The organism is Natronoarchaeum sp. GCM10025321 (assembly GCF_042663585.1).
Classification (GTDB): domain Archaea; phylum Halobacteriota; class Halobacteria; order Halobacteriales; family Natronoarchaeaceae; genus Natranaeroarchaeum.
Genome location: NZ_JBHTAN010000006.1, coordinates 781,816 through 804,118, shown reverse-complemented (window position 1 = coordinate 804,118; position 22,303 = coordinate 781,816). Strand labels below are relative to the sequence as shown.

Genomic DNA, 22,303 nt, shown 5'->3' with positions numbered 1-22,303 from the left:
GATGACTGACGTGAGTATTATCGGCTGCGGACATATGGGGAGCGCCCTCGTCAAAGGGCTCTCGGCGTCGGACGCACACCGGGTGACAGCGATTGACGTCGACCCGGACGCGCTGGCAGCGGTCGAGGAGTACAGCGACTGGACCACCCACGACATCGACGCGGCGGCCGAATCCGATGTCGTGATCATCGCCGTCAAACCGGACGTTGTGGGGACGATTCTCGACGAACTCGAACTCTCGCCGGAGCACACGCTCGTCACGTTTGCCGCCGGCGTCTCGACGGACTTCGTCGCCGGGCGAACCCCCGCGACCGTGGTCCGGGTGATGCCGAACCTCGCCGCGGAGACCCGAAACATGGCCGCCGCGGTCACCGAGGATACCGTCACCGACGAGGTACGGGGGATCCTCGACGCCGCCGGCGAGTACGCCGAAATCGACGAGGCGCAGATGGACATCGCAACCGCGGTCAACGGCAGCGGCCCCGCGTTCGTCTACTATCTCATTCAGGGGATGAAACAGGCCGGGATCGACGGGGGACTCGATCCCGAACAGGCCGAAACGCTGGCTACACAGACGTTCAGAGGCGCTGCGGAGATGGCACTCCAGTCCGACGACGACCTCGACGACATGATCGACGCCGTCTGCTCGCCGAACGGGACCACTATCGAGGGGATGGAAGTGCTCTGGGATAGCGACGTACAGGCGGAAATCAGCGAGGCCGTTGCCGCCGCCGAGGAGCGCTCCAGAGAGTTAGCGGAGGCCGTCGACGATGAGTAAGCAGATCGACAGCGCGGCGGTGGAAAGGACCAGAGAACTCGCTGCCAACGCCGGGCGAGTCGTCGTCAAGGCGGGGACGAACTCGCTGACGGATGCCGATTCGAACCTCGACGATACGAAAGTCGACAAACTCGTCGACGACATCGCGGCATTGCGAGAGCGCGACAAGGAGGTCCTGCTGGTCTCCTCCGGCGCGGTCGGCGCAGGTATCGGCCGGATCGACTACACCGGCGACACCGTCGAGAAGTCTCAGGCACTCTCGACGATCGGTCAGAGCCACCTGATGCGGCGGTACACCGAAAGCTTCGAGCGCTACGGGCTGAAGACAGCGCAACTACTCCTGACACAGAAGGATCTGGACAATCCCGAACGGTACACGAACTTCCGGAACACAGTCGAGACCCTGCTGGAGTGGGGCGTCGTCCCGATAGTCAACGAGAACGACGCCGTCGCGACCGAGGAGATCCGCATCGGCGACAACGACATGCTCTCGTCGTCGATCGCTATCGCGGTTGATGCCGGACTGCTGGTCACGCTCACCGACGTTCCCGGCGTCTACACCGGCAACCCCAAGCACGACGACGACGCCGAGCGGATCGAAGCCGTCGGCACCAACTACGACTACGTCCACCAACTGGTCGAGGAGAGTTCCTCGGACGGCTTCGGCGGGATCATGACGAAAGTCGAGGGCGCACGCCGCGTCAGCGAGCATGGCATCCCGGCCGTGATCGCGGAATCGACGGAACCGGACGTGCTCGAACAGATCGCTGCAACCAAGACCGTCGGAACGATATTTACACCCATAAACGGTGTCGATCATGACTGACAGGGACGCCACTACCAAAGTCCGTGAGGCACAGTCCGCCGCGCTCGAACTCGCGAACGTCTCCGAAGCGAGACGAAACGAGGGGCTCCGATCGATCGCTGACGCCATCGAGGCGAACAGCGAGGCGATCCTCGAAGCGAACGCGAAAGACGTCGAGAACGGTAAGGAACTGCTCGAAGCGGGCGAGTACAGTCAGGCGCTGGTCGACCGGCTGAAACTCTCCGAGTCGAAACTGGAGAGCATCGCAGATATGGTGCGCAGTGTCGCCGGGCAGACGGACCCGCTGGGCAAAACCCTGACCGCCCGCGAACTCGACGAGGACCTCGAACTCTACAAGGTCGCGGTACCGATCGGCGTCATCGGGACGGTGTTCGAGTCCCGCCCGGACGCGCTGGTCCAGATCGCCGCGCTAAGCCTGAAATCTGGCAACGCGGTCATCCTGAAGGGTGGCAGCGAGGCCAGCCACTCGAACCGTGTGCTCTACGAGACGATTCTGGAAGCGACAGCGGAGCTACCGACTGGCTGGACACAGCAGATCGAGGCCCACGCGGAAGTCGACCGGATGCTGGAGATGGACGACGAAATCGACCTGCTGATGCCTCGCGGCAGTTCGGAGTTCGTCAGCTATATTCAGGACAACACGCAGATTCCCGTCCTCGGCCACACCGAGGGCATCTGTCACGTCTACGTCGACGAGGCCGCCGACCTGGAGATGGCCGAGGAGATCGCCTTCGACGCCAAGGTGCAGTATCCCGCGGTCTGCAACGCCGTCGAGACCCTGCTGGTACACGAGGACGTCGCCGCCGACTTCCTCCCGGCGATGGTCGCGCGGTACGAGGACGCCGACGTGACGATCAGTGGCGACGAGCGCGTCCGAACCGTCGTGGACGTCGACGCCGCCACCGAGGAGGACTGGTCGACCGAGTACGGCGACCTCGAACTCTCGATCCGAGTCGTCGACTCGGTCGACGACGCCATCGAGCACATTACGGCCTACGGCTCCAAACACACGGAGTCTATCGTCACCGAGGACGCCGACCGCGCGGGTCGGTTCATGCGAAGCCTCGACGCGGCGAGCGTCTTCCACAACGCCTCGACGCGCTTTGCCGACGGCTTCCGGTTCGGTCTGGGGGCGGAAGTCGGGATCAGCACGGGCAAGATTCACGCCCGCGGTCCCGTCGGTCTGGAAGGACTGACGACCTACAAGTATCACCTCGAAGGCGACGGCCACCTCGTCGCCACCTACGCCGGCGAGGACGCCGCACCGTTCACCCACGAGGAGTTCGACGGCGACTGGTCGCCGGGACGCCTCTCGCGAGAGTAAAACCCCCCAACGCTCGTTCGCCGACAACCGAAAACGACATGCCTCGTGGTCAGCAGTTACGAGGCTCGTTGCACCGTACGATTCTGCCCGACTAGTAGCCGAGTTGTTCGCGGATGAGCACGACGGACGTGCGCCCTTCGTCGAGTTCCTGTCGGAAGATGAGCTGTTTGGCAACGGCAGAGTCGACGCCATAGGCCTCCTTGGCGCGCTCGTTTTCGAGGGGATAGGCGACTGATTCGAGTCGATCGAGCGCGTCGGAGAGCGTCGGAACGACCTTGTTCACGCCGCTGACGATAACGACGTTGCCGGCGGCGAACGGGTACGCACCGATGCGACTGCCCGAGCGATCAGCCGCGACGAGTTCGCCGGTCTGTGCGATACCGTTGATGCCGCCGAGGAAGTAATCAGCCGTCTGCGCGTCGCGGCGAGCGGCCTGTCGCTTTGCGTCGTCGTCGATGCTCCAGATTTCGTCGGCGAGGCTCTCCCAGTCGTGATCGCCCTCGTTGAGATACTCGGCGAATCCGATCTCCTCGAGCGTCGTCGAGTGTCCGTTCATCACGGAGGCTCCGGCGGGGATGAGCGACTGTACGTGTGCGAGCGCGTCCGCAGGCGAGTCGACGACGACGACATCGAAGCCGTTCGCCTCCAGGTTTTCGACTGTTTCTTCGATGGTCTCCTCGGTGGGAAGGTCGTCGAGCGATTCGTCGATCTCGGCATCGTCTACGTAGTCCGGTTTCTGTTGAGACATAGTTGAAATAGACGGTATGACAGCAATGATTCGTAGTCGGCGCTGGCGGATAAGTGCTCGCGGACACCGGTGTCCGGTAGTATCATCAGTGTTACTTCAGGCAGAAAGAGGCCTCGTGACGGCTCGGGGAGGGCAGCAGTAGATCCAGTCCCAACTACGAGTCATTGCCAGTCCCGGCAGAGAAGCGGCTCACTGCTGCTACGCGTACCGTTTCAGCTCCATCCGCGCTTTCGCGGGATCGACCCGATACTTGAATTTCGGCGTCCCGTCGACGAGAACGTAGGGAACGCGGTCGCTGTACTCCTCGTGGAGCTCGGGATCCTCGTCGACGTCCACGAGGTCGATCTCGATGTCGACGCCCTCCGAATCGGCGATCCGGCGGAGCGTGTCGACGGCCTCGTCACAGAGGTGACAGTCCTCACGCGTGTACACCGTGATCGGTAGCGGTTCGGCCATACAGATCCTATCCGGCGCAGACCAAGATACGTTGCGATCCTACCGGACGATAGTTACCGGAACGGGCGAGCGGCGGGCAACGGTCTCGGCAACACTCCCGAGCAGTACCCGGGAAACGCCCGAGCGCCCGCGGCTTCCGACGATGACGTGGTCGACATCGAACTCCTCGGTGGCGTCGATGATCCCCGATGCGGGCTTGCCGACGAGGATTTGGGTCACGAGTTCGCGGTCGTGGTTGTCCGCTATCTCGACGGCGTCATCGAGTATCCGCTCCGCGCGCTGTTCTTGGCCCTCTCGGATCGACTGGTAATCGACGTAGTGCTCGCCGTACATCCCGGAGAGGATGTCGATGACATGCACCGCGATCAGTTCGGCCTCCGGGTGCTCCTCGATGGCGTGTTCGAGCGCCGCTTCGGCCTGTTCGGATCCGTCGAGCGCGACGAGGACACGAGATGCCATAGATAAACTGACGGGCGGAGCTATCAAAAGCACCCTCCCAACGTAGTGCGCGGGTTCAAACAGGGGTTCGTCGAGTAGATACTGCGTATCGAAGCTAGTTCGGCGGAGCGGCCGCTCGCGATAGTTTGAAACAGGAAAGCGGCACTCGCGTAAAAAGCGCGAAGTGCCGCTTGCCGCCCTGAATTGGTCCCCGCTGACGCTTCGGCCCTCCAAAGCGAAGCGTCACCTAAACGAAACCGTTGGTGCCTCATAAATGTACCGACACGGTGTAATCGTTCGGCCATTGACCATCACAAATCCGCAACTACTCTCACATATGTTCCTCTTCGAGGGCCCACCCCAATGCTCGCTTGTAATGACTGAACAGTTTCCGGACCCCCTCGTGGCGCATTTCCTCGCTTTCGAGCTGTTCTTGCAGGTATTCGTACTGTTCGCGAATCTCGTCCTCGTCACGCATGTGGGTCCGTACCGTCGGTAGCGTCATGAAACCCGCGACGGGCTACATTCCCAGTCGGTGAACTACCGCGCCCTACTCAACCGTGGAAACGGTTTCCTTGAGGACGCGGCTTCCTGCTTCCACGACGCGACTTGCATCCACAGCAACGGAAGCATCGCCTCCGTCGGTAGACACAGCGGTCGCAGTCTCCACAGGCGTTGACGAGAGCGGAGCTCTCGTTCGCACATCAGAATCGCCGTGCGATTCTGAGGACGTTGATTCGGAGTGAACCACTCCTACTTCTTCCAATCCTCGGTGTAGAATATTCGCAGCTGCGTTGAAATCCCGGTCTGTTGTGTACCCATATGACGGACACGAGTGCTCACGCACCCACAACGGTTTCTCTGACTCTACACCGCACGATGCACACTCTTTCGTTGTCCCGGACGGGTGCTGTATCACCCCCCTACTCACTGTGTTCGTTGAGGAAGACGACTTAGCACCCATACTGTTAAACCGCCGGTCTCCAAAGAGGCGATGAACCGGGCGGCGACGCCCCACAGAGCTACACGTGACAGATAGAACCCGACAGACCGCGACGGAGCGACTCCTCGACCGATTTGCGCGTGACGGCGACTGCTACCGACAGTATACTGACGGCGTCGAGGCGGCCCTCGACGACGATGGCGTCGTCACGGCGGCGTTCGCGGCGTGGCGGTCGTTCTTCAGACAGAGCCATGGCGACGCTTTTGCCGGACTTCCCGACGGCGTGACGATTGAAGCCGTGTTCGCGGACGCGCTTTACTACGACTTCCTGATCGAGCGACTACTCTCGCGTGCCGAGGGGGTGCTCGGCGTCGACGTGAGCAACCGGGAACCGGGCTCGAACACCGATGCGCTCGACGTCGACTTCGTCGCCGTCCACGATATGGTCGCTAGCGATGGACTCGCCGAACAGGTGGACGAATCCATCGCCGCTGTCGAGGTTACGGTACTCGACGGCTCCGTGCTCCGGCGACTCTTCGAGTCTGTCGTCACCCAGCCCGTTCGACTCGCACTGGGCGAGTACTACACCCCGCGTGGCGTCGCGGACCTCGCCGTCGACGACCTCGCTATCGAGAACCTCGCCACGGAGACGTTTCTCGACCCGGGTTGTGGCTCCGGCGTCTTCCTATCGACGGTCGTCGAGCGAAAGCGCGCGGGCTACGCCGAGGCCGACGACGCACCGACGCCAGCCCAGCAGGTCGCCGAGATTACGAACTCGGTGTACGGCATCGACCTCAATCCTATCGCAGTCCGTAGTGCGCGGCTTGGGTATCTGCTCTCGCTCGCCCCTCTGCTCGACGACGCAGTCGACGCCGTCGAGTTGCCGGTCTTTCTGACCGACGCGCTCGGACTCACACGGGACGACGACCTCCGCTACGGTGGCGAGAGGTTCACGCCGACCGTCGACCACCTCGTCGGGAATCCGCCGTGGCTCACCTGGAGCGCGCTTCCCGACGATGTCAGGAAGGCGTGGCGCGAAGGGCCGGCCGACCGCCTCGACCTCGTGGTCCACCGCGGCGCGGACGCGAAACTCGGCCACGCCAACGACGATATCTCGGTCCCGTTCGTTCTCGCCTGTATGGACCGCTATCTCGATGGCGGTGATGCCGCGTTCGTCCTCAAGCGTGGCATCGTCAAAGGACCGGCCGGCCGTCGCCTTCGAGAACAGCGCCTGAACGGCGCGCCGGTCGCCGTCGACCACGTCCACGATTTTACTGACCTGCGCCCCTTCGGCGACGCACGCGCCGGCGCGGCAATCTACTCGCTCTCGGTGGGGTCGGAACCGACCGCGCCGGTCCCCGTCACGGCGTGGTCGCGGGACGGGATGCTGCCGGAGTTCGGAACCCTCGACCGACTTCGCGAGACGCTCGCGTGCGAGGAGACCGGCTTTGCCCCGGTCGACGAGGACGATCCGGCCTCCTCGTGGCTCCGGCGTGACGCCGAACGGCAAGCCCTCGGCGAGTGTTCCCACGAGATCCGCCACGGCGTCAAAGACGACGCGCGGGACGTCTTCGAACTCGATCCCGAGCGCGTCGACGACCTCGAACCCGACCGGGTCTTTCCCTATCTGAAGTCCCGACACGTCGTCAAGTTCGGGCTCTTCGGCCACGATTACCGACTCGTCCCGCTCGATAGTGCTGACGAGGACAACGAGGCGTGGCTCGAAGCCGAGTGCCCGCGGACCTACGCGTATCTCGACGCGAACCGCGAGGCGCTCGCGGCCCGCTCGTCGTCGTGGCTCGACAACGGCACTTTCTACAACGTCTTCGGCCTCGGCGAGTACACCTGGGCGGAGTACAAGGTGGTCTGGTGTCGACTCGGCTACAAACCCCACTTCGTCGTCGTCTCGACGGTCGAGGACGACCTGCTGGGCGAGCAGCCAATCGTGCCCGGCGACCACTGTATGTTCATCGGTACCGACGACGGATCGGAGGCGCATTTCCTCTGTGCGTTACTCAACTCCTCGATCTATCAGCGGACGCTCGACGACGTCTCCTCGGGCGGCAAATCGAGCCTCTCGAAGTCGGTCGTCTCGCGCCTCGAACTCCCGCGACTCGACGACGTCGACGCCCGGGCAGCGGATCGGCTGGCCGACCTCTCCCGCGCCGCTCACGGCATCGTCCCCGAGCATACCGACGTGAGCAAGCGAGCGTACAACCGAACGACCATCGACGATCTGGTGCCGATCCGCGCCGAAATAGACGCTCTCGTCGAGGAACTGCTCGCACGACGGGAGTGAGTCGGGCCGAACTGCCAACTGCGAGGGAGTGAGTATTTGACTCGCCACGCGCTAGACCGGGTATGGAGATACGCGGCGAGCGGGAGTGTACCGAGTGTGAGACCAGGTGGTCCTACTACGAGACGGGGACCATCTCGTGTCCGGCCTGTGGCAGCGTCAAAAGTGTCGGTATCGACGACGAACGCAAACAACATACGGCCGCACCGGCGACGCTAAATCTCACGTCGGTCCGGAACATGATCGACGAGGCCCCCCGCGAGGATATCGCGTCGGCGGCAATCGACGAATGCCGGGAGTACGTGCTCAAACAGGGCTTTATCGACGCCGGGGAACTGCAGGCGCTCGAAGACGTCTATCTCGCTGCCCACGAACTCCGGCAGGTCGCGGACGTCTTCGCGCGTTCGTTCGATCCCACGGATGAGGAGGAACTGTACTACCTCTCTCTCCTTCGGGGTGCCGACCACGGGGAACGACCCGATCCCGAGAGCGTCCCCGACTCGATCCGCGAGGCGCGCGGACTGGGCTATGCCGACGCCATCGACGAGTATCGGAAAGACCTCAAGACCTACGCCGAGGACCTGAACCGGACCGACAACGAGGCCCTCTCGGCGCTCCAGTCGCTCTCCGAGCATATCAAGCGAGTCCGGGCCCTGCAGGGCGACGTCGACCCGAAGACGGCCGAACGGCTTGTCAAGGCGGCCCGCGCGCTCGGCGAATACCTGCGCTGGGACGACGAGGACGCGCTGGTCCGGTGTCAGGACCGACTGAAACGGCTCTCGACCTGATAACGTTACAAACGCGCTGGCGGAACTCCGAACTACGGTAGAGCGGCCTTGTTGAAATACTCAAGCAGTGACAGTTATCGACGGCCGTGCTGAATATAGCGCGCGTGTCTCGCAACGCTTCACCGTCAGGGTTGCATAGCGAGTATTCATAACACGTGACCCCGCTACTTCGGGTATGAGCATCGTTGCAGAGTTCACTATCGATGGCGATGAGTTTCTCCTCGGTAAAACGCTTGCCCGCGACCCGGTCGCCCACATTGAGATGGAGCGCGTCGTCCCGGCGGCCCGGCGGATAATGCCATACGTCTGGATACATGGAGACGAGCTTGACCAATTCGAGGCGTCGCTCCATGCCAGCGAGCAAGTGAAAGACCTCAAGCAGTTAGACCAGACAAACGGGAGCGCGCTGTATCGCATCGACTGGGAGGACGAGGCGGAAAGCCTTATTGACGGAATCGCTGAAACTGACGCGACTATCCTCGAAGCCCGTGGAAAAGAAGAGTGGTTCTTTCGAGTCCGGTTTGACTCCCCCGTGGAACTCACTGAGTTCAATAACTTCTGTCGACAACACGACATTTCGATCAAACTGGACCGTTTGCACACGTTGACAGATCCGAGAGCTACCCCGGAGTTCGAGTTAACGGACTCGCAACGAGAGACGCTCTTCCAGGCTGTCAGAGACGGGTATTTCGAGGTCCCTCGTCGAACGACACTCGGTGATGTCGGGGGCAAAATCGGCATCTCTGAACAGACCGCCTCGGAAAACCTTCGCCGAGGGGCTAACAAGGTGTTAAAACAGGTGGTATTGAATCCGTCCGAATCTGACCCATCGTGATGGGGTCTAGTCAGGTAGAGCCATTTATACCGACTTACATAACAGGCAAAGACTCAGTAGAGATTGCATCGAACTACTCTCTGATGACAACCGTAGACCGTGCGGCATGGAAGACGATCTATGCCGCCCTGGCCCATGAGGAGAGCCGGGAGTTGCTCCAATACCTCAAAGGCGTTCAAGTGGCACAAATCGAGGACGTGGCACAGCAGCTCCTCAAGCGGGGGTATGGCTCCACTGAGGAGAGATCCGACACGATGAGGGTCAGGCTTCACCACGTCCGTCTTCCGGAGCTGGCGGAAGCAGAACTTCTCACCTGGGATTCAGAACAGAATCAGGTTACACTGACTGCGGTAGGCTCACAGTTGCCAGCTGAGTTGCTCGCTCCGAATCTGGTATCATCGCCAGATGTAAGCAATAAAGAACCGGTAGTAGACTGAAACAACGGCACGGTATGCTGACCTGTGATATGTAGAGGAAAGTGTCGCTGGGGGCCGCCCTCTCACTGCAGGAACCTCCATGCTGAATCCACAGTCTTTCTTCAGTACGCGGTTTCTATCAGCTTCGGGGAGTTCAACAGAGCCAGTAGAACCGAACTCGGCCACGAACTGGGCCCGGTACAGCAAAAAGATAAGTCGATACATGACGAACTACTCTCACGACAATGGATCACCGGCAGAAGCTACTCCAAGCCTTCCGGATCGGGTTTGTAGCCCTCCTCGTTGGCGGGGTCGCGGTAGGCCTGTTCCGAGAGGGGCTAACTGTCGACGCTGCAGTTACAGGCCTCGGAATCGGTATCTCGACAGTCGTCCCGGTCACAATGATCGTTGCTGTGGTACTCTTGGTACTCGGTATCGCTGATAGATGGTCGGCGAGACAGGCGTGAGACGCTGATCGCGGAGTCTCAGGGCAACTCGACGTCGACGCCCTCCGAGAGACTCGCCGCTTTCGTCGTGTTGTACAACAACATCGCGATGGTCATCGGGCCGACGCCGCCCGGCACAGGCGTAATAGCGCTTGCCTTCTCCTTCGCGCTCTCGAAGTCGACGTCCCCGACGAGTTCGTAGCCTTTCTCGGTGTCGGCGTCGACGCGGTTGACGCCCACGTCGATCACGACGGTACCCTCCGAGAGCATCTCGCCGTCGACCAGTTCGGGGACGCCACAGGCCGCGACGACGATGTCCGCCGACTGGGTCTTCGCCACGAGATCATCGGTGCGGGAGTGACAGACCGTCACCGTCGCGTTGCCGCCCTCGGCCTTCTGGATCAGCAGGTTTGCAAGGGGCTTCCCGACGATGTTCGAGCGCCCGACGATGACCACGTCTTTCCCCTCTGTGTCGACATCCGCAGATGCGAGCAGTTTCTGGACGCCGTGGGGGGTACAGGGCTTGAATCGCGGGTAGCCCGCGACGAGTTTGCCCACGTTCTCGGGGTGGAAGCCGTCGACGTCTTTCGCGGGGTCGATCCGGTTGATCACTTCCCGCTCGTCGACGTGGTCGGGGACGGGCATCTGGACGAGGATGCCGTGGACCTCGGAGTCGTCGTTCAGGTCGTCGATGGTGTCGTACAGTTCCTCGGCGGGCGCGTCGGCGTCGATTTCGACGTGGATGCCGTTGATCCCGACTTCCTCGCAGGCGCGCTGTTTCATCGAGACGTAGGTGTCGCTTGCGCCGTCGTCGCTCATGAGCACAGTCGCCAGCCCCGGCGTGACGTCCGCGTCGGCGAGCGCATCGATGCTCTCGGAAAGCTCCGCCCGGATGTCGTCTGCGACTGCGTTCCCGTCGATGATCTCCGTCATTACGTAGGTGGGCGCTCGCCGTGGCCTTCAAACTCTCGGATTCGTGTGCATCTCCACCTGTATAGAGGGACAATTATGCATATACATGCATATCAGCGCCCGCAGTCACCTGGCGTCGTCCGATCCGTCGCGTAGCCACGGTAGCGATAGCACGTTTTCGACGGTTTCCACCTGATGGGTTGGCTTAACGGTCTCCGGATTCCCGTGGCCGACCCACACCGAATGGAGTCCGGCCGCGCTCGCCCCAGCAACGTCCGTGTCGAGCGAATCGCCGACGTGGACGGCCCGGTCGGGTGCGACGTCGAGCGACTGGAGCGCCCGCTCGAAGGCGTCGGGGGCAGGTTTCGGCGGCGTCTCGTGCCCGGCGACGACTATCCGCTCGACCCACCGCTCTAGCTCCACCGCGTCGCATTTCTCCTGCTGTGCATCGGGCGCGCCGTTCGTGACCACTGCAACCGGATACTGACGACTGGCTGCGGTCAGGACGCGCTCGACACCAGGGAGGAGTTCGACGTTCGACTGATCGCGCTCGTCGCTGAACGTCGCCGCGACCTCCCGGCCACGCTCCCGGTTGAAGCCGTTCCCGGCGGCGAGGGCGGCGAAACAGTCGGAACGCAGTTGGTCCATCGAATCACAGGTCTCCGCGAACTCGTCGTACCGGGCGTAGTACTCCTCGACGGCAAACAGCGGGTCGACCCCGAGACGCTCGAACGACGCGCGAAGCACCGCGCCAGGGGAGCGACGGTACTGAAGCAGGGTGTCGTCGAGGTCGAACGTGACCGCTTCGATCCGGTCCATACGAGACGGATGGTCTCGCCCAGCCTAATACGTACGGCTCCGGCGCGCGACAGCCGTCGCTGGCTGGCGTTACATCAAAAAAATCGGGAACTGGTCTCCGACGATTTAACCGAACAGCTCGCCGAGGCCCTCGCCATCGGCATCTTCGTCTTCGTCATCGTCTTCGTCGGTCGTGTCCGGAAGGTCTTCTTCGCCTTCCTCGGCCTCCTCGGCCTCGTCGGTCTCCTCGTCTTCGGCTTCCGCCGCGGCACCGCCTGCCGCTGCGCCCCCTGCGGGGACGGCTGCGGCCTCGGCGACTGCCTCGTCGATATCGACATCTTCGAGAGCGGCGACCAGCGCTTTGACGCGGGACTCTTCCACGTCGACGCTAGCGGCCTCGAGGACGCCGTTAAGGTTTTCTTCGTTGATCTCTTCGCCCGTCTCGTTCAGGATGAGTGCTGCGTAAACGTATTCCATTGGTAGTTACCCAAACATGTTGCCGAGACCTTCCGCGGCGTCGCCGTCGTCGCCGTCGTCGTCGTCGTCATCGTCGTCGGCGTCTTCGGTGTCGTCTGCCTCGTCGGTCTCGTCCGCGGTTTCTTCGTCGCTCGATTCGTCAACTTCCTCGGAAGCGGCGGGGGCTTCGACGCCCTGGAGCTCCTCGGGAAGCGCCTCTTCGTCGTCGATCTGCGCGGCAAGCGTGCGGACCTGTGCGTCCGCCTTGCTCACGAGATCGCCCGCGAGGTCGGGGCTCTCGATAGACGCCTGGATACCCAGACTCTTGGCCTCGCCGGTCGCCTTCGCGATGAGCGTCGGCGCGGTGGACGAGGTCGGGTATTCGGCGTTGAGCGAGAGATTCCGTGCGCGAGCGGCCGCCGTCTGGACGTCCGTCCGGTACTCCTCGACGTCGATGTCGAGGTCTTCCGGTGCGAACATGACGCCCTCGGAAAAGACCGATCGCAGGTCGAGCCCGACTTCCTTGGGCTCGATACCGAGTTCGCTGAGGACGTTCGAGAGGTCCTGTGAGACTTCTCCGCCGGCCTCGAGGACGGTCGAGTCCTCGGTGACCTTGATCGAACCGTCCTGGATCCGCGCCGATGCGCCGACCGTCTGCAGGTCGCCGACGAACGGCCCCGGATCGACGCCGGTGTCACCCTCAGGGATGACGATGTCGTTCGGCGCGATTTCGCCAGCACCGATCGGTGCGGGCGTCTTGGACGCTTCGAGTTGCTGGTACAGTCCGAACGGGTTGTCGTTCGTCCCGATCAGGCCGACCTGGCCTTCGATATGCTCGGTAAGCTCTTCGATGCCCTCGTCGACCGCTTCGAGCGCTCGCGCGAGCAGCGTGTTGCGGCTGACGCGCAGTTCCGCGCTCCCGTGCAGGTCGCGGCGCATCTCCTGGAGCTGTCGCGAGGGGATCCCCGCGATGTTGACGACGCCGACGCTGTCGTAGCTCTCGATGACCTCGACAAGCGCGTCGACTTCGGCCTGCTTCCATTCGGGCAGGTTCTGCGTCTTGCGCTCCGCTTCGGCGCTCATCTCAGGCCACCTCCACGGCCGGACCCATCGTCGTTTTCACGAAGACGGTGTCCAGGTTGAGTGGACCTTTCTCGAGATCCGCGTGGAGACGGCGAAGGATCACGTCGATGTTGTCAGCGATCTCCTCCGCGCTCATGTCCTCGGCACCGACGCGCGTGTGGAATGTGCGTCGGTCGCCGCTACGGATCTGCACTGTGTTTTTCATCCGGTTGACGACTTCGACGACGTCGTCGTCGGGCGACAGCGGCTCGGGCATCTTACCGCGAGGCCCGAGGATCGTACCGAGATAGCGACCGACGTCCTGCATCTTGGATTCCTCCGCGATGAAAAAGTCGGTCTCCTCGGCGAGATCCTTCGCCGCGTCGTCGTCGTCTCCCAGATCTGCGAGGTCGTCACTGTCGAGAACTTCGTCAGCGGCGTCCTCTGCTCGAAGGCCTGTCTCGCCTTCGGCGATCACGACGATCCGTGTCTCCTGTCCAGTACCGCTGGGCAGGACCACGGACTCGTCGACTCGATTCGACGGTTCGTTAAGGTCAAGATCGCGCAGATTCACTGCAAGGTCCACCGTTTCGCGGAAATTCCGCGGAGGTGCATCCTCGAGTGCGCGCGATACTGCTTGCTCTAGTTCCTGATCTGCCATCGTTCACCTCCGTAGTACGCAGGGTATGCTCCTACGGGTCAGTGAAACAGGCGTAGCCTGTCTCACCCGTAACGAGTCCGATGCGACACTTAAAGTCGTCGTTACGGACGCGAGATTTTGGGGGTACGGCCCCGTTCGGGGGCCTGTGGCATGGCTTCGGGCACCATTCGGATCGACGTTCGAGGGCTGCTGATCCGGAACTGATCGCGAACTCCCACGACGAGCATCCTCAATCAAGAAACCGATCCGAGACGTCCTCGTCCGGGATCATGCACTGATCCTTTTTGCCGAACCAGCCGTACCGGTGTTCGGCGACGAAGTCGTATATCCGGTCCCGAACTCGCTTCGGTAGAATCGTCCCCACTGCGAGCAGCGACCACGGGAGGCCGAGGTGGCGCGCGGCGCGAATCGCGGCCGAGGACTTGCGGTAGTACTGACCGTCCTCGATCAGGACGACCGAATCGAGGTCGCCGTGTGGCGCGCCGACGGCATCCAGCAGCTCGTCCGCGCTGTCCCACTGGAGCGAAGCAAAGGAGAAGACGCCCTCGTCGTCGCGCTCGATGATGAACTGCACCGAGGCGTTACAGAGGTTACAGACCCCGTCGAACAGGAGGACCGGCCCCTCGAGATGCTCGGGGTCGACCGTACTGTCCGGGTCGTCGCGCGCTGCTGGTTCGGCCATACGTGCCCGTAGCTACCGGTCGAACACAGTAAAAGCGAGGGGTGAGAAGCGATGGCGTCGATTACGCTTCGAACTGGTCGTCGTACTCGCCGGCGTCGATCCGCTCTTTGAAATCGCGCGGGTTCTCGCCTTCGATGGTGACACCGAGCGAGGTACAGGTGCCGACGACTTCCTTCGCGGCGTTCTTGAGGTCGTAGGACAGCAGATCTGCGTGTTTCTGATCGGCGATCTGTTTGACCTGATCGACCGAGAGGTCCGCGACGAAGTTCTCTTGAGGCTCACCGCTGCCAGTGTCGAAGCCGGCCTCGTCCTTGATCAGTTCGGCCGTCGGCGGGACACCGACTTCGACGGTAAACGAGCCGTCGTCCTCGAACTCGACGGTGACGGGGACTTCGGTGCCGTCGAACGCTTCCGTGCGGTCGTTGATTTCCTGTACAACTGCCTGCACGTCCACGGGGGTCGGGCCGAGCTCCGGTCCGAGCGGCGGGCCAGGATCAGCCTGGCCACCGGGGACGAGTACTTCGATAGTTCCAGCCATATGGTGTAGAACCGCCGCGCGATTTTTAAGGATTATCTTTCTGTCGTGGCCGTGCTACTATGTGACACCCTCACACAATCTGGCTCCCGATTTTACCGTGTCCGGCGGCCGATTACTCGACTGCACCCGCACGCCAGTCCGCGAACGCGTCGAGCATCCCTGCTTCGTCGAACCGCTCGATACAGGGGACATCGTAGGGGTGAAGCGCCTCAACGCGCTCGACGAGTCGGGGATACGCCTCCCCCGTCGTCTTCGCTAACAGGATCTGTTCGGCGTCGTCGTGCACCGCGCCGTCCCAGCGGTAGGTCGACTCGCAGTCGATGCGGTTCACACAGGCGGCGAGTCGCTCCGCGACCAGCGTTCGAGCGATATCGTCGGCCGCCTCGGGCGGCGCGGTGATGTACGCAGTGGGCATGGGTGTACGACGGGGACGAGAGCAGAAAAAGCTACGAGACCGTTATGCGTCGGTCCGCTCGATCGGCGTGAACGCGCCCGTGATGTCCCACTCGTGGATGCAGTGGGGATTGCCCACCTGTCGCTCGCCATCGGCACTGACGATCTCCCACGTGCCTTTTTCATCGCTCCAGGCTTCCTGTCGGCCGCAGAGTTCGCATTCACGGGAGCGCGGCTTTCGGATCCTTGTGGCCATACGTTGCGTAACGTGCCCCGGGGTAATAATTTATTTGCCGTAATTCGGGGCGGATGGTGCTAACACTACGCATGGCTCTCCCGGATCCCCTGACTGTTTGTAACGAAGCCGGGCAAAAAACTGGAGATCCACGGATACAGCCCAGACGTGCGGGGCGATATCCCGAACCATTCATTACCGCCAAGTCAGACATACATAACTAGTTCGATTCCACGGGCGGTCCATGTCCGGAACGCCCCCTCACAGATCTATGAGCGACTCCCTGCATCCACCGTCCGCCGACCCGCGAGCATCGTACGATTACCGAAGCGACGAGGTTCGTCGGAGCGGTCTGGTCGACGACCTCGAACGCCTGATCGAGGGTGACGTCCGCTTCGACGAGTACTCGAAGGGACTGTACGCGACTGACGCCAGCGCCTACGAGGTGACACCTATCGGCGTCGTCTACCCGCGTTCGACCGCGGACGTCGCCGCGGTGATGGAGTACTGTGCGCGACGGCTGATCCCGGTACTCCCCCGTGGGGGCGGAACGAGCCTCGCTGGACAGGCGGTCAACGAGGCCGTCGTCCTCGACTTCGATCGGTACATGGACGACCTGCTGGCGTTCGACCCCGACGCGAGGACGGTCCGCGTCCAGTCAGGCGCAGTCGTCGACGAACTGAATCTGGCGCTGGAACAGCACGGCCTGAAGTTCGCGCCGGACCCGGCCGCGGGGGACCGCAGTACCGTCGGTGGCGCAATCGGCAACAACTCGACCGGTGCGCACTCGCTGAAGTACGGGCTGACCGACGCCTACGTCGAGGAGGTCGAGGCCGTGCTCGCGGACGGCACTGTCACGACGTTCGGCGAGGTATCGCTTTCGACGCTCCGCGAGCGCGCCGACCCGGACGGCGATCCGGAAGCACGGATCTACGCGGGCGTCGCCGACGTCATCGACGAGCACGATGCGTCGATCCGCGAGGTCTACCCGCAACTGAAACGAAACGTCTCGGGCTACAATCTGGATCGACTGCTCGACGAAGCCGAAGGCGGGTCGGTCAATCTCGCACGCCTGCTCGCCGGGAGCGAGGGGACCCTCGCCATCATCACCGAAGCCACAGTTTCGCTGGAGCCGATCCCCGAGACGAAATCGCTGGCACTGCTTTGCTACGAGGACCTCCGCCACGCGATGGAAGACGTCGCACCGATTCTCGACCACGATCCGGCCGCTCTGGAGGTGCTCGACGACGTCCTGCTCGATATGGCGCGAGAGACGGAGGAGTTCGCCGACCTCGTCGCAATGTTACCGGAGGGAACTGACACCGCTCTGCTCGTGGAGTTCTACGCCGAGACCGATGCCGAGGGCGTCGGTCGAGTCGCCGATCTGTACGCCGACCGCGTCCCCGCGGCGACGCCGACGGGCGACGCCGACGCGGACGCCGGGCTTATCACCGAGGTTCCGGTGACCGCGTTCGATGCGCTAGAGGCCCACGAACCCGCTCGACGGGCGGAGTTCTGGAAACTCCGCAAATCCGGGCTCCCGATCTTGCTCTCTCGGACCTCCGACGCGAAACACATCTCCTTCATCGAGGACACCGCCGTCCCGCCGGAGAACCTCCCCGAGTACGTCAGCGACGTCCAGGACGTGCTCGCAGCGCACGACACGTTCGCCAGTTTCTACGGCCACGCGGGTCCCGGCTGTCTCCATATCCGCCCGCTGATCGACACGAAGACGTCGGCGGGCGTCGAGCGAATGGAGTCTGTCGCGGACGCCGTCACTGACCTCGTCGTCGAGCACGACGGTTCGGTGTCGGGCGAGCACGGCGACGGACGCGCCCGGACGGGGTGGAACCGCAAGCTCTACGGCGACGACGTCTGGACGGTCTTTCGGGATCTGAAGGCGGCGTTCGATCCGGACTGGCTACTCAATCCGGGACAGGTCTGCGGCTATCGCCCGCAGGAGGGAGAGGGCGGACGCTCCCCGGACATGACCGAGAACCTCCGGTTCGACCCGGACTACGACTTCGAGGCTGGCTTCGAGCCGACGCTCTCGTGGGAGAACGAGAACGGCTTTCAGGGGATGGCCGAACTCTGTCACGGCTGTGGCGGCTGTCGAGGGGAACAGGAGACCACTGGCGGCGTGATGTGTCCGACCTACCGGGCGGCCGAGGAGGAGGTCACAAGCACGCGTGGGCGGGCCAACGCGCTCCGTCGGGCAATGAGCGGCGACCTGCCCGACGAGGAAACGTTTTCCGACGAGTTCGTCACCGAGGTGCTCGATCTCTGTATCGGCTGCAAGGGCTGTGCGCGGGACTGCCCCAGCGAGGTCGACATGGCGAAGCTCAAAGCCGAGTTGACCCACGAGTACCACCAGCGCGAGGGCGCGAACCTGCGTGATCGGCTGTTCGCCAACGTCGAGTTGCTCGCCAAGGTCGGGAGCGCAACGGCACCGCTGGCGAACTGGGCACAGAAGATACCTGGGTCTGGCATACTGACCGAGAAACTGGTCGGAATCGCCCGGGAACGCGACCTGCTGACCTTCGAGCGCCGCTCGCTCGTCGATCAGGCGGCCGACCGCGACCCGGCAGTCTCGGAGGCCGAGGCCGACCGGAAGGTGTTGCTCTTCCCCGATACCTACAGCAACTACAGCGACCCGGATATCGGGCTGGCGGCGATCCGTGTCCTCGAAGCGGCGGGCGTCCACGTCGACGTCCCCGAAGACGTGACAGGGAGCGGCCGCCCGCCGTTCTCGAAGGGCTTTCTCGATCTGGCCCGGAACCGAGCGGAAAAGAACGTCTCGGAACTCGCACCGAAGGTCCGAGAGGGCTGGGACGTCGTCTTCATCGAGCCCTCCGACGCGGTGATGGTCCAGTCGGACTACCGCGACCTGCTCGACGGCGAGGACGTCGACCGGGTCGCCGGCAACAGCTACGGGGTCATGGAGTATCTCGACGGCTTCGCGCTCGACGTGCCGACAGATGGCGACCAGCCGGTGACGTATCACGGCCACTGCCATCAGAAAGCGATCAAACGCGAGCATCACACCACAAACGTTCTCGAACGGGCGGGCTACGACGTCGACGAACTCGACAGTGGCTGCTGTGGGATGGCTGGAAGCTTCGGCTACGAGGCCGAACATTACTCGATGAGCCAGGCTATCGGCTCGATTCTCTTCGAGCAGGTCGAGGACAGCGACGGCGAACTCGTCACCGCGCCGGGAACGTCCTGTCGAAGCCAGCTAGAGGAGTACGATGGTGAGGAGGAGCAACCGCCACATCCGGTCGAACTGGTCGATCGCCTGCTATAACACGACGCTCGTCACGCCGATACTCTCCAGGAACATCCAGCAGACGAAAATCCCGTACAGGCAGAGCAAGACCCACGATTCGGGATCGGTGATCTCGAAGTCCGTCCGTGCGATTGTGAACAGCGCTATCGTGGCGACGATCAGGAACGCCATCATCGGGGCCGCGACCGCGAAGTTGATCTCGGTCGCCCCCGCGAGCATGACGCCGATCGGGATCGCGATGAGCAGATCGAAGATATTGCTCCCGAAGACGTTCGCGAGGCTGACTGTCGAATCGCCCCCCTGAGCGGCACGAACGCTGATGATGGCGTCGGGCAGACTCGTTCCGGCGGCGATGATCGTCAGCCCCCAGAGGAACGAGGGCGTCCCGAAGTACTCGCCGAGGCCGAGGGCGGACTGGACGAACAACTCGACGCCGATGAGGATCAAAAAGAGGCCCGCCGCGAGCAGTGCCCACTGTTTGCCGACCGACAGCGATTCCGGCGGGGCGGGGGCGTCGTAATCGCTCGTCTCCTGTTGCTGGATGAACAGGTAGACGGCGTATAGCCCGATCGGGAACAGCGCGAGTGGCCGAGTGATCTCGCCGACGAGCCCTCCGTTGCCAGCCGGGAAGTAGATGACGGCGAGCGAGAAGGTCAACAGCAGCGTCGCGACGGAGATGATATAAAACTGCGCCTCGCGGTAGACCAGCGCACGACTCGATTCCAGCGTCCCCCGGCGGGCGAGTGCTGACATCGCCGGAATCACGAGAATGTTGAAGACCGCTGAACCGACGATTGCGCCGACGCCGAGTTCGAACTCGCCGTATCGGAGCGTCGAAATTACGATGCTCGCGAGTTCGGGGAAGCTAGAGCCTGCCGCCGCGATGATCGAACCCTGAACGATTGCCGGGAGCCCGTAGTACAGGGCCAACCGGTCGGCCGCGCCTTCGAGATAGAGACTGCCCTTCCAGACGAACGCAGTGGCGACCGCGGCGAGAGTAAACAGCCAGAGTAGCGTCAGCATACGAGCAGGAACGGGTGGGGGTTAAAAGAAAGCGCCGAAGCGCTCAGAGCGCCAGCCAGATCTGGGCCAGTCCGGCGAGGACGAGCACGCCCCCGCCGATCCGGACGAGTCGTCGCGTCGGCAACGCCACCCGGTCGACCCCGATGCCGTGACCGATCGCGGTCAGCACCGTCGTCGCCAGCATGAGCGCGCCGACGGTGCCGGCGTAGACCGCGAGGACGCTGACCGTCTCCACCGTCGGGAGCGTCACCGACTGGAAGACGATGGAGAGAAAGAGCGGGGCGACACAGCCCGCCGCGGCGAGCGCATACAGCACGCCGAAGCCGCCGAACCCGAGCACTGTCGTCCGCCGCTCGGGCAACGAGACGTGTGGGCGCGGGCCGCGACCGGCCGCCAGCGCGATTCCGAGCACGACCAGCGCGCCGCCGACGAACAGTTCGACAGCCGGGAGATACGCCTCGATCGACTGCTGGACGGCGACCGCTACCAGCGCCAGCGCGGCGAACGAGAGGAAGACCCCGCCAGTCGCGGCACCGCCCCTGACCAGTGCGCCGGAGAGCGGGGGTTGGTCCTCGCCAGTCGACGCCACGTAGTAGCCGACGTAGCCCGGCAGGAGGGCGTACGCACACGGGGAAAAGAAGGTCGCGACGCCTGCCCCGGCGGCCAGCCCTGCGGTGGCGAGGAAGCCGAGTGAACTCATCCGCCCTCCGCGCGGTCGATTCCGGCCCGAAGCTCCGCCGCCGTCTTCTCGCCGGTGGCCGACCACGCAACCTCGTTATCGGCGTCGAGAACGAGCACGGTCGGTACTGACGAGGCGTCGAGTCTGGCCGTCAGTTCCAGATCGGTGTCGACGGCGACCGGCCAGCGACCGTCGTGGCGCTCCCACCAGTCGACGACGTCCTCGCGGGTCACCGTCCCGCCGACGGCCTCGTTTGTCACCGAGAGGAACTGGACTTCGTCGCCGCGCTCGTCGTAGACGGTCCCGAGCGCCGGCATCGAGCGCCGGCAGATCCGACACCACGTGGCGAAGAAGGTGACGAGTGTCACTCTGCCCTCTTCGGGGACAGCAATCGTTCCCGCATCGCTTCCGGGCGCGTCGAGCGTCTCGATTTCGACCGGCTTGGCCCCCGCCTCGCCCGGCGATCCGCCGAGATCGAGTCGGCCCGTCGCGACCGCCGCCCCGCCCCCGAGCACGCCCAGACTTGCCGCCGCGGCGACGAACTCTCTGCGGTTCATTCGAAGTGGTTTCGAACCTCGGTCAGATCCTCCAGTACGACGTCCGGTCGCGGCACATCGCCGCTATACGCCCGTTCAACGTAGCCGTCGACGTTGACCAGTAGCGTCAGCGACTGGTGCATGAACTCCATCTCTTCGACGTCCTCGTCGGGCGTGAACGCGTCTGTCTTCTGGAACGGGATGCCGAACGCCTCGCCGACGACCTCCTGGGCGCGCTCCTCGCTCTCTGGCCGCAGGAACTGCCAGTTCTCGGCGGTCGGATCAGCGCCACGGGCCTCGGTGAACTCCCGGAGCACGTCGGCGCTATCGTAGACTGGATCGAAGGTGACCGGCATGAGGACGACGTCGTCGGCGTACTCCGCTTCGGCGGCGTCGAGTTGGACCTGCGCCAGGTTCGAGGTGAGCGCGGGACAGACCTCGTGACAGCGCGTGAAGACGAACGTCAACAGTGCGTGGCGCTCGCCGACGAACTCCCGGGTGTTCACCTCCCGGTCGTGGATCGGCGAGGGGACCGTTACATCGGGCAACTCCTGACCGAAGGCTGGATAGGCCAGGTCCTCCGGGTCGGCCAACTGGTCCTCGGGTGCTGACAGCGCGGTCGGTCCATCGTCGCCGAGACAGCCAGCGCCCGCGACGACGGCGACGCCGGCGGCCGCTCGAAGATAGTGACGGCGGTTCATTTGTCGGGAATAGCTAGCGGCCGAGTAAAGCCTCGTTGGTGCGA

Annotated in this window: 26 protein-coding genes and 1 pseudogene; 9 read left to right on the top strand and 18 right to left on the bottom strand. The window is 63.3% G+C overall.

Annotation, left to right across the window (positions count from 1 at the left end; all coding sequences use genetic code 11):
• Window position 1 precedes the first annotated feature (1 nt).
• From proC to ACFQL3_RS06905, 3 genes are read left to right on the top strand one after another with little or no spacing between them, the layout of a single operon-like run.
• On the top strand, window positions 2-778 hold the full coding sequence (gene proC / locus ACFQL3_RS06915; protein ID WP_377052648.1) for a pyrroline-5-carboxylate reductase: 777 nt from the start codon (window positions 2-4) through the stop codon (window positions 776-778).
• A complete protein-coding gene (gene proB, locus ACFQL3_RS06910) occupies window positions 771-1,604 on the top strand; it encodes a glutamate 5-kinase (protein WP_377052646.1) in 834 nt (277 codons plus the stop codon). Before proC ends, proB begins: the two co-directional genes overlap by 8 nt.
• Window positions 1,597-2,928 (top strand): glutamate-5-semialdehyde dehydrogenase, encoded by a 1,332-nt coding sequence (locus ACFQL3_RS06905; protein WP_377052644.1) that lies wholly within the window; start codon window positions 1,597-1,599, stop codon window positions 2,926-2,928. The genes proB and ACFQL3_RS06905 overlap by 8 nt, the downstream gene beginning before the upstream one ends.
• A gap of 91 nt (window positions 2,929-3,019) precedes the next feature.
• Here ACFQL3_RS06905 and ACFQL3_RS06900 read toward each other — a convergent pair whose 3' ends face one another.
• From ACFQL3_RS06900 to ACFQL3_RS06880, 5 genes and pseudogenes are all read right to left on the bottom strand, one after another.
• A complete protein-coding gene (locus ACFQL3_RS06900; protein WP_377052642.1) occupies window positions 3,020-3,676 on the bottom strand; it encodes a lactate utilization protein in 657 nt (218 codons plus the stop codon).
• A gap of 198 nt (window positions 3,677-3,874) precedes the next feature.
• Window positions 3,875-4,132, bottom strand: coding sequence for a glutaredoxin family protein (locus ACFQL3_RS06895; protein WP_377052640.1), 258 nt, complete (start codon window positions 4,130-4,132; stop codon window positions 3,875-3,877).
• 39 nt (window positions 4,133-4,171) lie between these two features.
• Window positions 4,172-4,591 carry a universal stress protein gene (locus tag ACFQL3_RS06890; protein ID WP_377052638.1) on the bottom strand — a complete coding sequence of 140 codons (420 nt, stop codon included), beginning with the start codon at window positions 4,589-4,591 and terminating at the stop codon, window positions 4,172-4,174.
• Window positions 4,592-4,901: 310 nt separating this feature from the next.
• Entirely contained in the window at window positions 4,902-5,048 is a 147-nt protein-coding gene (locus ACFQL3_RS06885; RefSeq protein ID WP_377052636.1) for a hypothetical protein, read from the bottom strand.
• Between the two features lie 72 nt (window positions 5,049-5,120).
• Window positions 5,121-5,480: pseudogene (locus ACFQL3_RS06880) on the bottom strand (zinc ribbon domain-containing protein); the annotation flags it as partial.
• 118 nt (window positions 5,481-5,598) lie between these two features.
• On the opposite strand from ACFQL3_RS06880, the gene ACFQL3_RS06875 reads away from it, so the two are divergent.
• The 5 genes from ACFQL3_RS06875 (at window position 5,599) to ACFQL3_RS06855 (ending at window position 10,315) form a co-directional block, all read left to right on the top strand.
• Window positions 5,599-7,812: an N-6 DNA methylase gene (locus ACFQL3_RS06875; protein WP_377052634.1), complete on the top strand. Its 2,214-nt coding sequence runs from the start codon at window positions 5,599-5,601 to the stop codon at window positions 7,810-7,812.
• Between the two features lie 62 nt (window positions 7,813-7,874).
• Window positions 7,875-8,597: a DUF7117 family protein gene (locus tag ACFQL3_RS06870; RefSeq protein WP_377052632.1), complete on the top strand. Its 723-nt coding sequence runs from the start codon at window positions 7,875-7,877 to the stop codon at window positions 8,595-8,597.
• 175 nt (window positions 8,598-8,772) lie between these two features.
• Entirely contained in the window at window positions 8,773-9,432 is a 660-nt protein-coding gene (locus ACFQL3_RS06865) for a helix-turn-helix domain-containing protein (protein ID WP_377052630.1), read from the top strand.
• An 83-nt stretch (window positions 9,433-9,515) separates the two neighbouring features.
• Window positions 9,516-9,869, top strand: coding sequence for a DUF7344 domain-containing protein (locus ACFQL3_RS06860; RefSeq protein WP_377052628.1), 354 nt, complete (start codon window positions 9,516-9,518; stop codon window positions 9,867-9,869).
• Between the two features lie 224 nt (window positions 9,870-10,093).
• Window positions 10,094-10,315, top strand: coding sequence for a hypothetical protein (locus tag ACFQL3_RS06855; RefSeq protein ID WP_377052626.1), 222 nt, complete (start codon window positions 10,094-10,096; stop codon window positions 10,313-10,315).
• Window positions 10,316-10,333: 18 nt separating this feature from the next.
• Here the strand turns inward: ACFQL3_RS06855 and ACFQL3_RS06850 are convergent, their stop codons facing one another.
• The 9 genes from ACFQL3_RS06850 to ACFQL3_RS06810 form a co-directional block, all read right to left on the bottom strand.
• Window positions 10,334-11,227: a bifunctional methylenetetrahydrofolate dehydrogenase/methenyltetrahydrofolate cyclohydrolase gene (locus tag ACFQL3_RS06850; protein WP_377052624.1), complete on the bottom strand. Its 894-nt coding sequence runs from the start codon at window positions 11,225-11,227 to the stop codon at window positions 10,334-10,336.
• A 105-nt stretch (window positions 11,228-11,332) separates the two neighbouring features.
• Window positions 11,333-12,025 (bottom strand): HAD family hydrolase, encoded by a 693-nt coding sequence (locus ACFQL3_RS06845; protein WP_377052622.1) that lies wholly within the window; start codon window positions 12,023-12,025, stop codon window positions 11,333-11,335.
• Window positions 12,026-12,130: 105 nt separating this feature from the next.
• Complete coding sequence (rpl12p, locus tag ACFQL3_RS06840) at window positions 12,131-12,481, bottom strand: 50S ribosomal protein P1 (RefSeq protein WP_377052620.1); 351 nt, start codon at window positions 12,479-12,481, stop codon at window positions 12,131-12,133.
• A 6-nt stretch (window positions 12,482-12,487) separates the two neighbouring features.
• The gene (locus ACFQL3_RS06835; protein ID WP_377052618.1) at window positions 12,488-13,543 is read right to left on the bottom strand and encodes a 50S ribosomal protein L10; all 1,056 of its coding nucleotides are present in this window, start codon (window positions 13,541-13,543) and stop codon (window positions 12,488-12,490) included.
• 1 nt (window position 13,544) lies between these two features.
• The gene (locus ACFQL3_RS06830; RefSeq protein WP_377052616.1) at window positions 13,545-14,183 is read right to left on the bottom strand and encodes a 50S ribosomal protein L1; all 639 of its coding nucleotides are present in this window, start codon (window positions 14,181-14,183) and stop codon (window positions 13,545-13,547) included.
• Between the two features lie 229 nt (window positions 14,184-14,412).
• Window positions 14,413-14,865: a thiol-disulfide oxidoreductase DCC family protein gene (locus ACFQL3_RS06825; RefSeq protein WP_377052614.1), complete on the bottom strand. Its 453-nt coding sequence runs from the start codon at window positions 14,863-14,865 to the stop codon at window positions 14,413-14,415.
• Between the two features lie 61 nt (window positions 14,866-14,926).
• Window positions 14,927-15,403 (bottom strand): 50S ribosomal protein L11, encoded by a 477-nt coding sequence (locus tag ACFQL3_RS06820; RefSeq protein ID WP_377052612.1) that lies wholly within the window; start codon window positions 15,401-15,403, stop codon window positions 14,927-14,929.
• Window positions 15,404-15,515: 112 nt separating this feature from the next.
• Entirely contained in the window at window positions 15,516-15,818 is a 303-nt protein-coding gene (gene cutA / locus ACFQL3_RS06815) for a divalent-cation tolerance protein CutA (protein ID WP_377052610.1), read from the bottom strand.
• A 42-nt stretch (window positions 15,819-15,860) separates the two neighbouring features.
• Window positions 15,861-16,052: an HEWD family protein gene (locus ACFQL3_RS06810; protein WP_377052608.1), complete on the bottom strand. Its 192-nt coding sequence runs from the start codon at window positions 16,050-16,052 to the stop codon at window positions 15,861-15,863.
• 250 nt (window positions 16,053-16,302) lie between these two features.
• Here ACFQL3_RS06810 and ACFQL3_RS06805 point away from each other — a divergent pair, with 250 nt between their 5' ends.
• On the top strand, window positions 16,303-19,338 hold the full coding sequence (locus ACFQL3_RS06805) for an FAD-binding and (Fe-S)-binding domain-containing protein (protein ID WP_377052606.1): 3,036 nt from the start codon (window positions 16,303-16,305) through the stop codon (window positions 19,336-19,338).
• Here ACFQL3_RS06805 and ACFQL3_RS06800 read toward each other — a convergent pair.
• Genes ACFQL3_RS06800 through ACFQL3_RS06785 form a run of 4 tightly spaced genes read right to left on the bottom strand, consistent with a single transcriptional unit; the run spans window position 19,333 to window position 22,259 of the window.
• A complete protein-coding gene (locus ACFQL3_RS06800; protein WP_377052604.1) occupies window positions 19,333-20,343 on the bottom strand; it encodes a sodium:calcium antiporter in 1,011 nt (336 codons plus the stop codon). The two genes, ACFQL3_RS06805 and ACFQL3_RS06800, sit on opposite strands and share 6 nt — an antisense overlap.
• A 43-nt stretch (window positions 20,344-20,386) precedes the next feature.
• Window positions 20,387-21,043, bottom strand: a complete 657-nt coding sequence (locus tag ACFQL3_RS06795; RefSeq protein ID WP_377052602.1) for a cytochrome c biogenesis CcdA family protein — start codon at window positions 21,041-21,043, stop codon at window positions 20,387-20,389.
• Complete coding sequence (locus ACFQL3_RS06790; protein ID WP_377052600.1) at window positions 21,040-21,579, bottom strand: TlpA family protein disulfide reductase; 540 nt, start codon at window positions 21,577-21,579, stop codon at window positions 21,040-21,042. The genes ACFQL3_RS06795 and ACFQL3_RS06790 overlap by 4 nt, the downstream gene beginning before the upstream one ends.
• Entirely contained in the window at window positions 21,576-22,259 is a 684-nt protein-coding gene (locus ACFQL3_RS06785) for an SCO family protein (protein ID WP_377052598.1), read from the bottom strand. Before ACFQL3_RS06785 ends, ACFQL3_RS06790 begins: the two co-directional genes overlap by 4 nt.
• Window positions 22,260-22,303 lie beyond the last annotated feature (44 nt).

What these genes read in the sequence shown, in the direction of transcription:
- proC (WP_377052648.1), top strand. Translation starts at nt 2, where the DNA reads ATGACTGACGTGAGTATTATCGGCTGCGGACATATGGGGAGCGCCCTC.
- proB (WP_377052646.1), top strand. Translation starts at nt 771, where the DNA reads ATGAGTAAGCAGATCGACAGCGCGGCGGTGGAAAGGACCAGAGAACTC.
- ACFQL3_RS06905 (WP_377052644.1), top strand. Translation starts at nt 1,597, where the DNA reads ATGACTGACAGGGACGCCACTACCAAAGTCCGTGAGGCACAGTCCGCC.
- ACFQL3_RS06900 (WP_377052642.1), bottom strand. Translation starts at nt 3,676, where the DNA reads ATGTCTCAACAGAAACCGGACTACGTAGACGATGCCGAGATCGACGAA.
- ACFQL3_RS06895 (WP_377052640.1), bottom strand. Translation starts at nt 4,132, where the DNA reads ATGGCCGAACCGCTACCGATCACGGTGTACACGCGTGAGGACTGTCAC.
- ACFQL3_RS06890 (WP_377052638.1), bottom strand. Translation starts at nt 4,591, where the DNA reads ATGGCATCTCGTGTCCTCGTCGCGCTCGACGGATCCGAACAGGCCGAA.
- ACFQL3_RS06885 (WP_377052636.1), bottom strand. Translation starts at nt 5,048, where the DNA reads ATGCGTGACGAGGACGAGATTCGCGAACAGTACGAATACCTGCAAGAA.
- ACFQL3_RS06870 (WP_377052632.1), top strand. Translation starts at nt 7,875, where the DNA reads ATGGAGATACGCGGCGAGCGGGAGTGTACCGAGTGTGAGACCAGGTGG.
- ACFQL3_RS06865 (WP_377052630.1), top strand. Translation starts at nt 8,773, where the DNA reads ATGAGCATCGTTGCAGAGTTCACTATCGATGGCGATGAGTTTCTCCTC.
- ACFQL3_RS06860 (WP_377052628.1), top strand. Translation starts at nt 9,516, where the DNA reads ATGACAACCGTAGACCGTGCGGCATGGAAGACGATCTATGCCGCCCTG.
- ACFQL3_RS06855 (WP_377052626.1), top strand. Translation starts at nt 10,094, where the DNA reads ATGGATCACCGGCAGAAGCTACTCCAAGCCTTCCGGATCGGGTTTGTA.
- ACFQL3_RS06850 (WP_377052624.1), bottom strand. Translation starts at nt 11,227, where the DNA reads ATGACGGAGATCATCGACGGGAACGCAGTCGCAGACGACATCCGGGCG.
- ACFQL3_RS06845 (WP_377052622.1), bottom strand. Translation starts at nt 12,025, where the DNA reads ATGGACCGGATCGAAGCGGTCACGTTCGACCTCGACGACACCCTGCTT.
- rpl12p (WP_377052620.1), bottom strand. Translation starts at nt 12,481, where the DNA reads ATGGAATACGTTTACGCAGCACTCATCCTGAACGAGACGGGCGAAGAG.
- ACFQL3_RS06835 (WP_377052618.1), bottom strand. Translation starts at nt 13,543, where the DNA reads ATGAGCGCCGAAGCGGAGCGCAAGACGCAGAACCTGCCCGAATGGAAG.
- ACFQL3_RS06830 (WP_377052616.1), bottom strand. Translation starts at nt 14,183, where the DNA reads ATGGCAGATCAGGAACTAGAGCAAGCAGTATCGCGCGCACTCGAGGAT.
- ACFQL3_RS06825 (WP_377052614.1), bottom strand. Translation starts at nt 14,865, where the DNA reads ATGGCCGAACCAGCAGCGCGCGACGACCCGGACAGTACGGTCGACCCC.
- ACFQL3_RS06820 (WP_377052612.1), bottom strand. Translation starts at nt 15,403, where the DNA reads ATGGCTGGAACTATCGAAGTACTCGTCCCCGGTGGCCAGGCTGATCCT.
- cutA (WP_377052610.1), bottom strand. Translation starts at nt 15,818, where the DNA reads ATGCCCACTGCGTACATCACCGCGCCGCCCGAGGCGGCCGACGATATC.
- ACFQL3_RS06810 (WP_377052608.1), bottom strand. Translation starts at nt 16,052, where the DNA reads ATGGCCACAAGGATCCGAAAGCCGCGCTCCCGTGAATGCGAACTCTGC.
- ACFQL3_RS06805 (WP_377052606.1), top strand. Translation starts at nt 16,303, where the DNA reads ATGAGCGACTCCCTGCATCCACCGTCCGCCGACCCGCGAGCATCGTAC.
- ACFQL3_RS06800 (WP_377052604.1), bottom strand. Translation starts at nt 20,343, where the DNA reads ATGCTGACGCTACTCTGGCTGTTTACTCTCGCCGCGGTCGCCACTGCG.
- ACFQL3_RS06795 (WP_377052602.1), bottom strand. Translation starts at nt 21,043, where the DNA reads ATGAGTTCACTCGGCTTCCTCGCCACCGCAGGGCTGGCCGCCGGGGCA.
- ACFQL3_RS06790 (WP_377052600.1), bottom strand. Translation starts at nt 21,579, where the DNA reads ATGAACCGCAGAGAGTTCGTCGCCGCGGCGGCAAGTCTGGGCGTGCTC.
- ACFQL3_RS06785 (WP_377052598.1), bottom strand. Translation starts at nt 22,259, where the DNA reads ATGAACCGCCGTCACTATCTTCGAGCGGCCGCCGGCGTCGCCGTCGTC.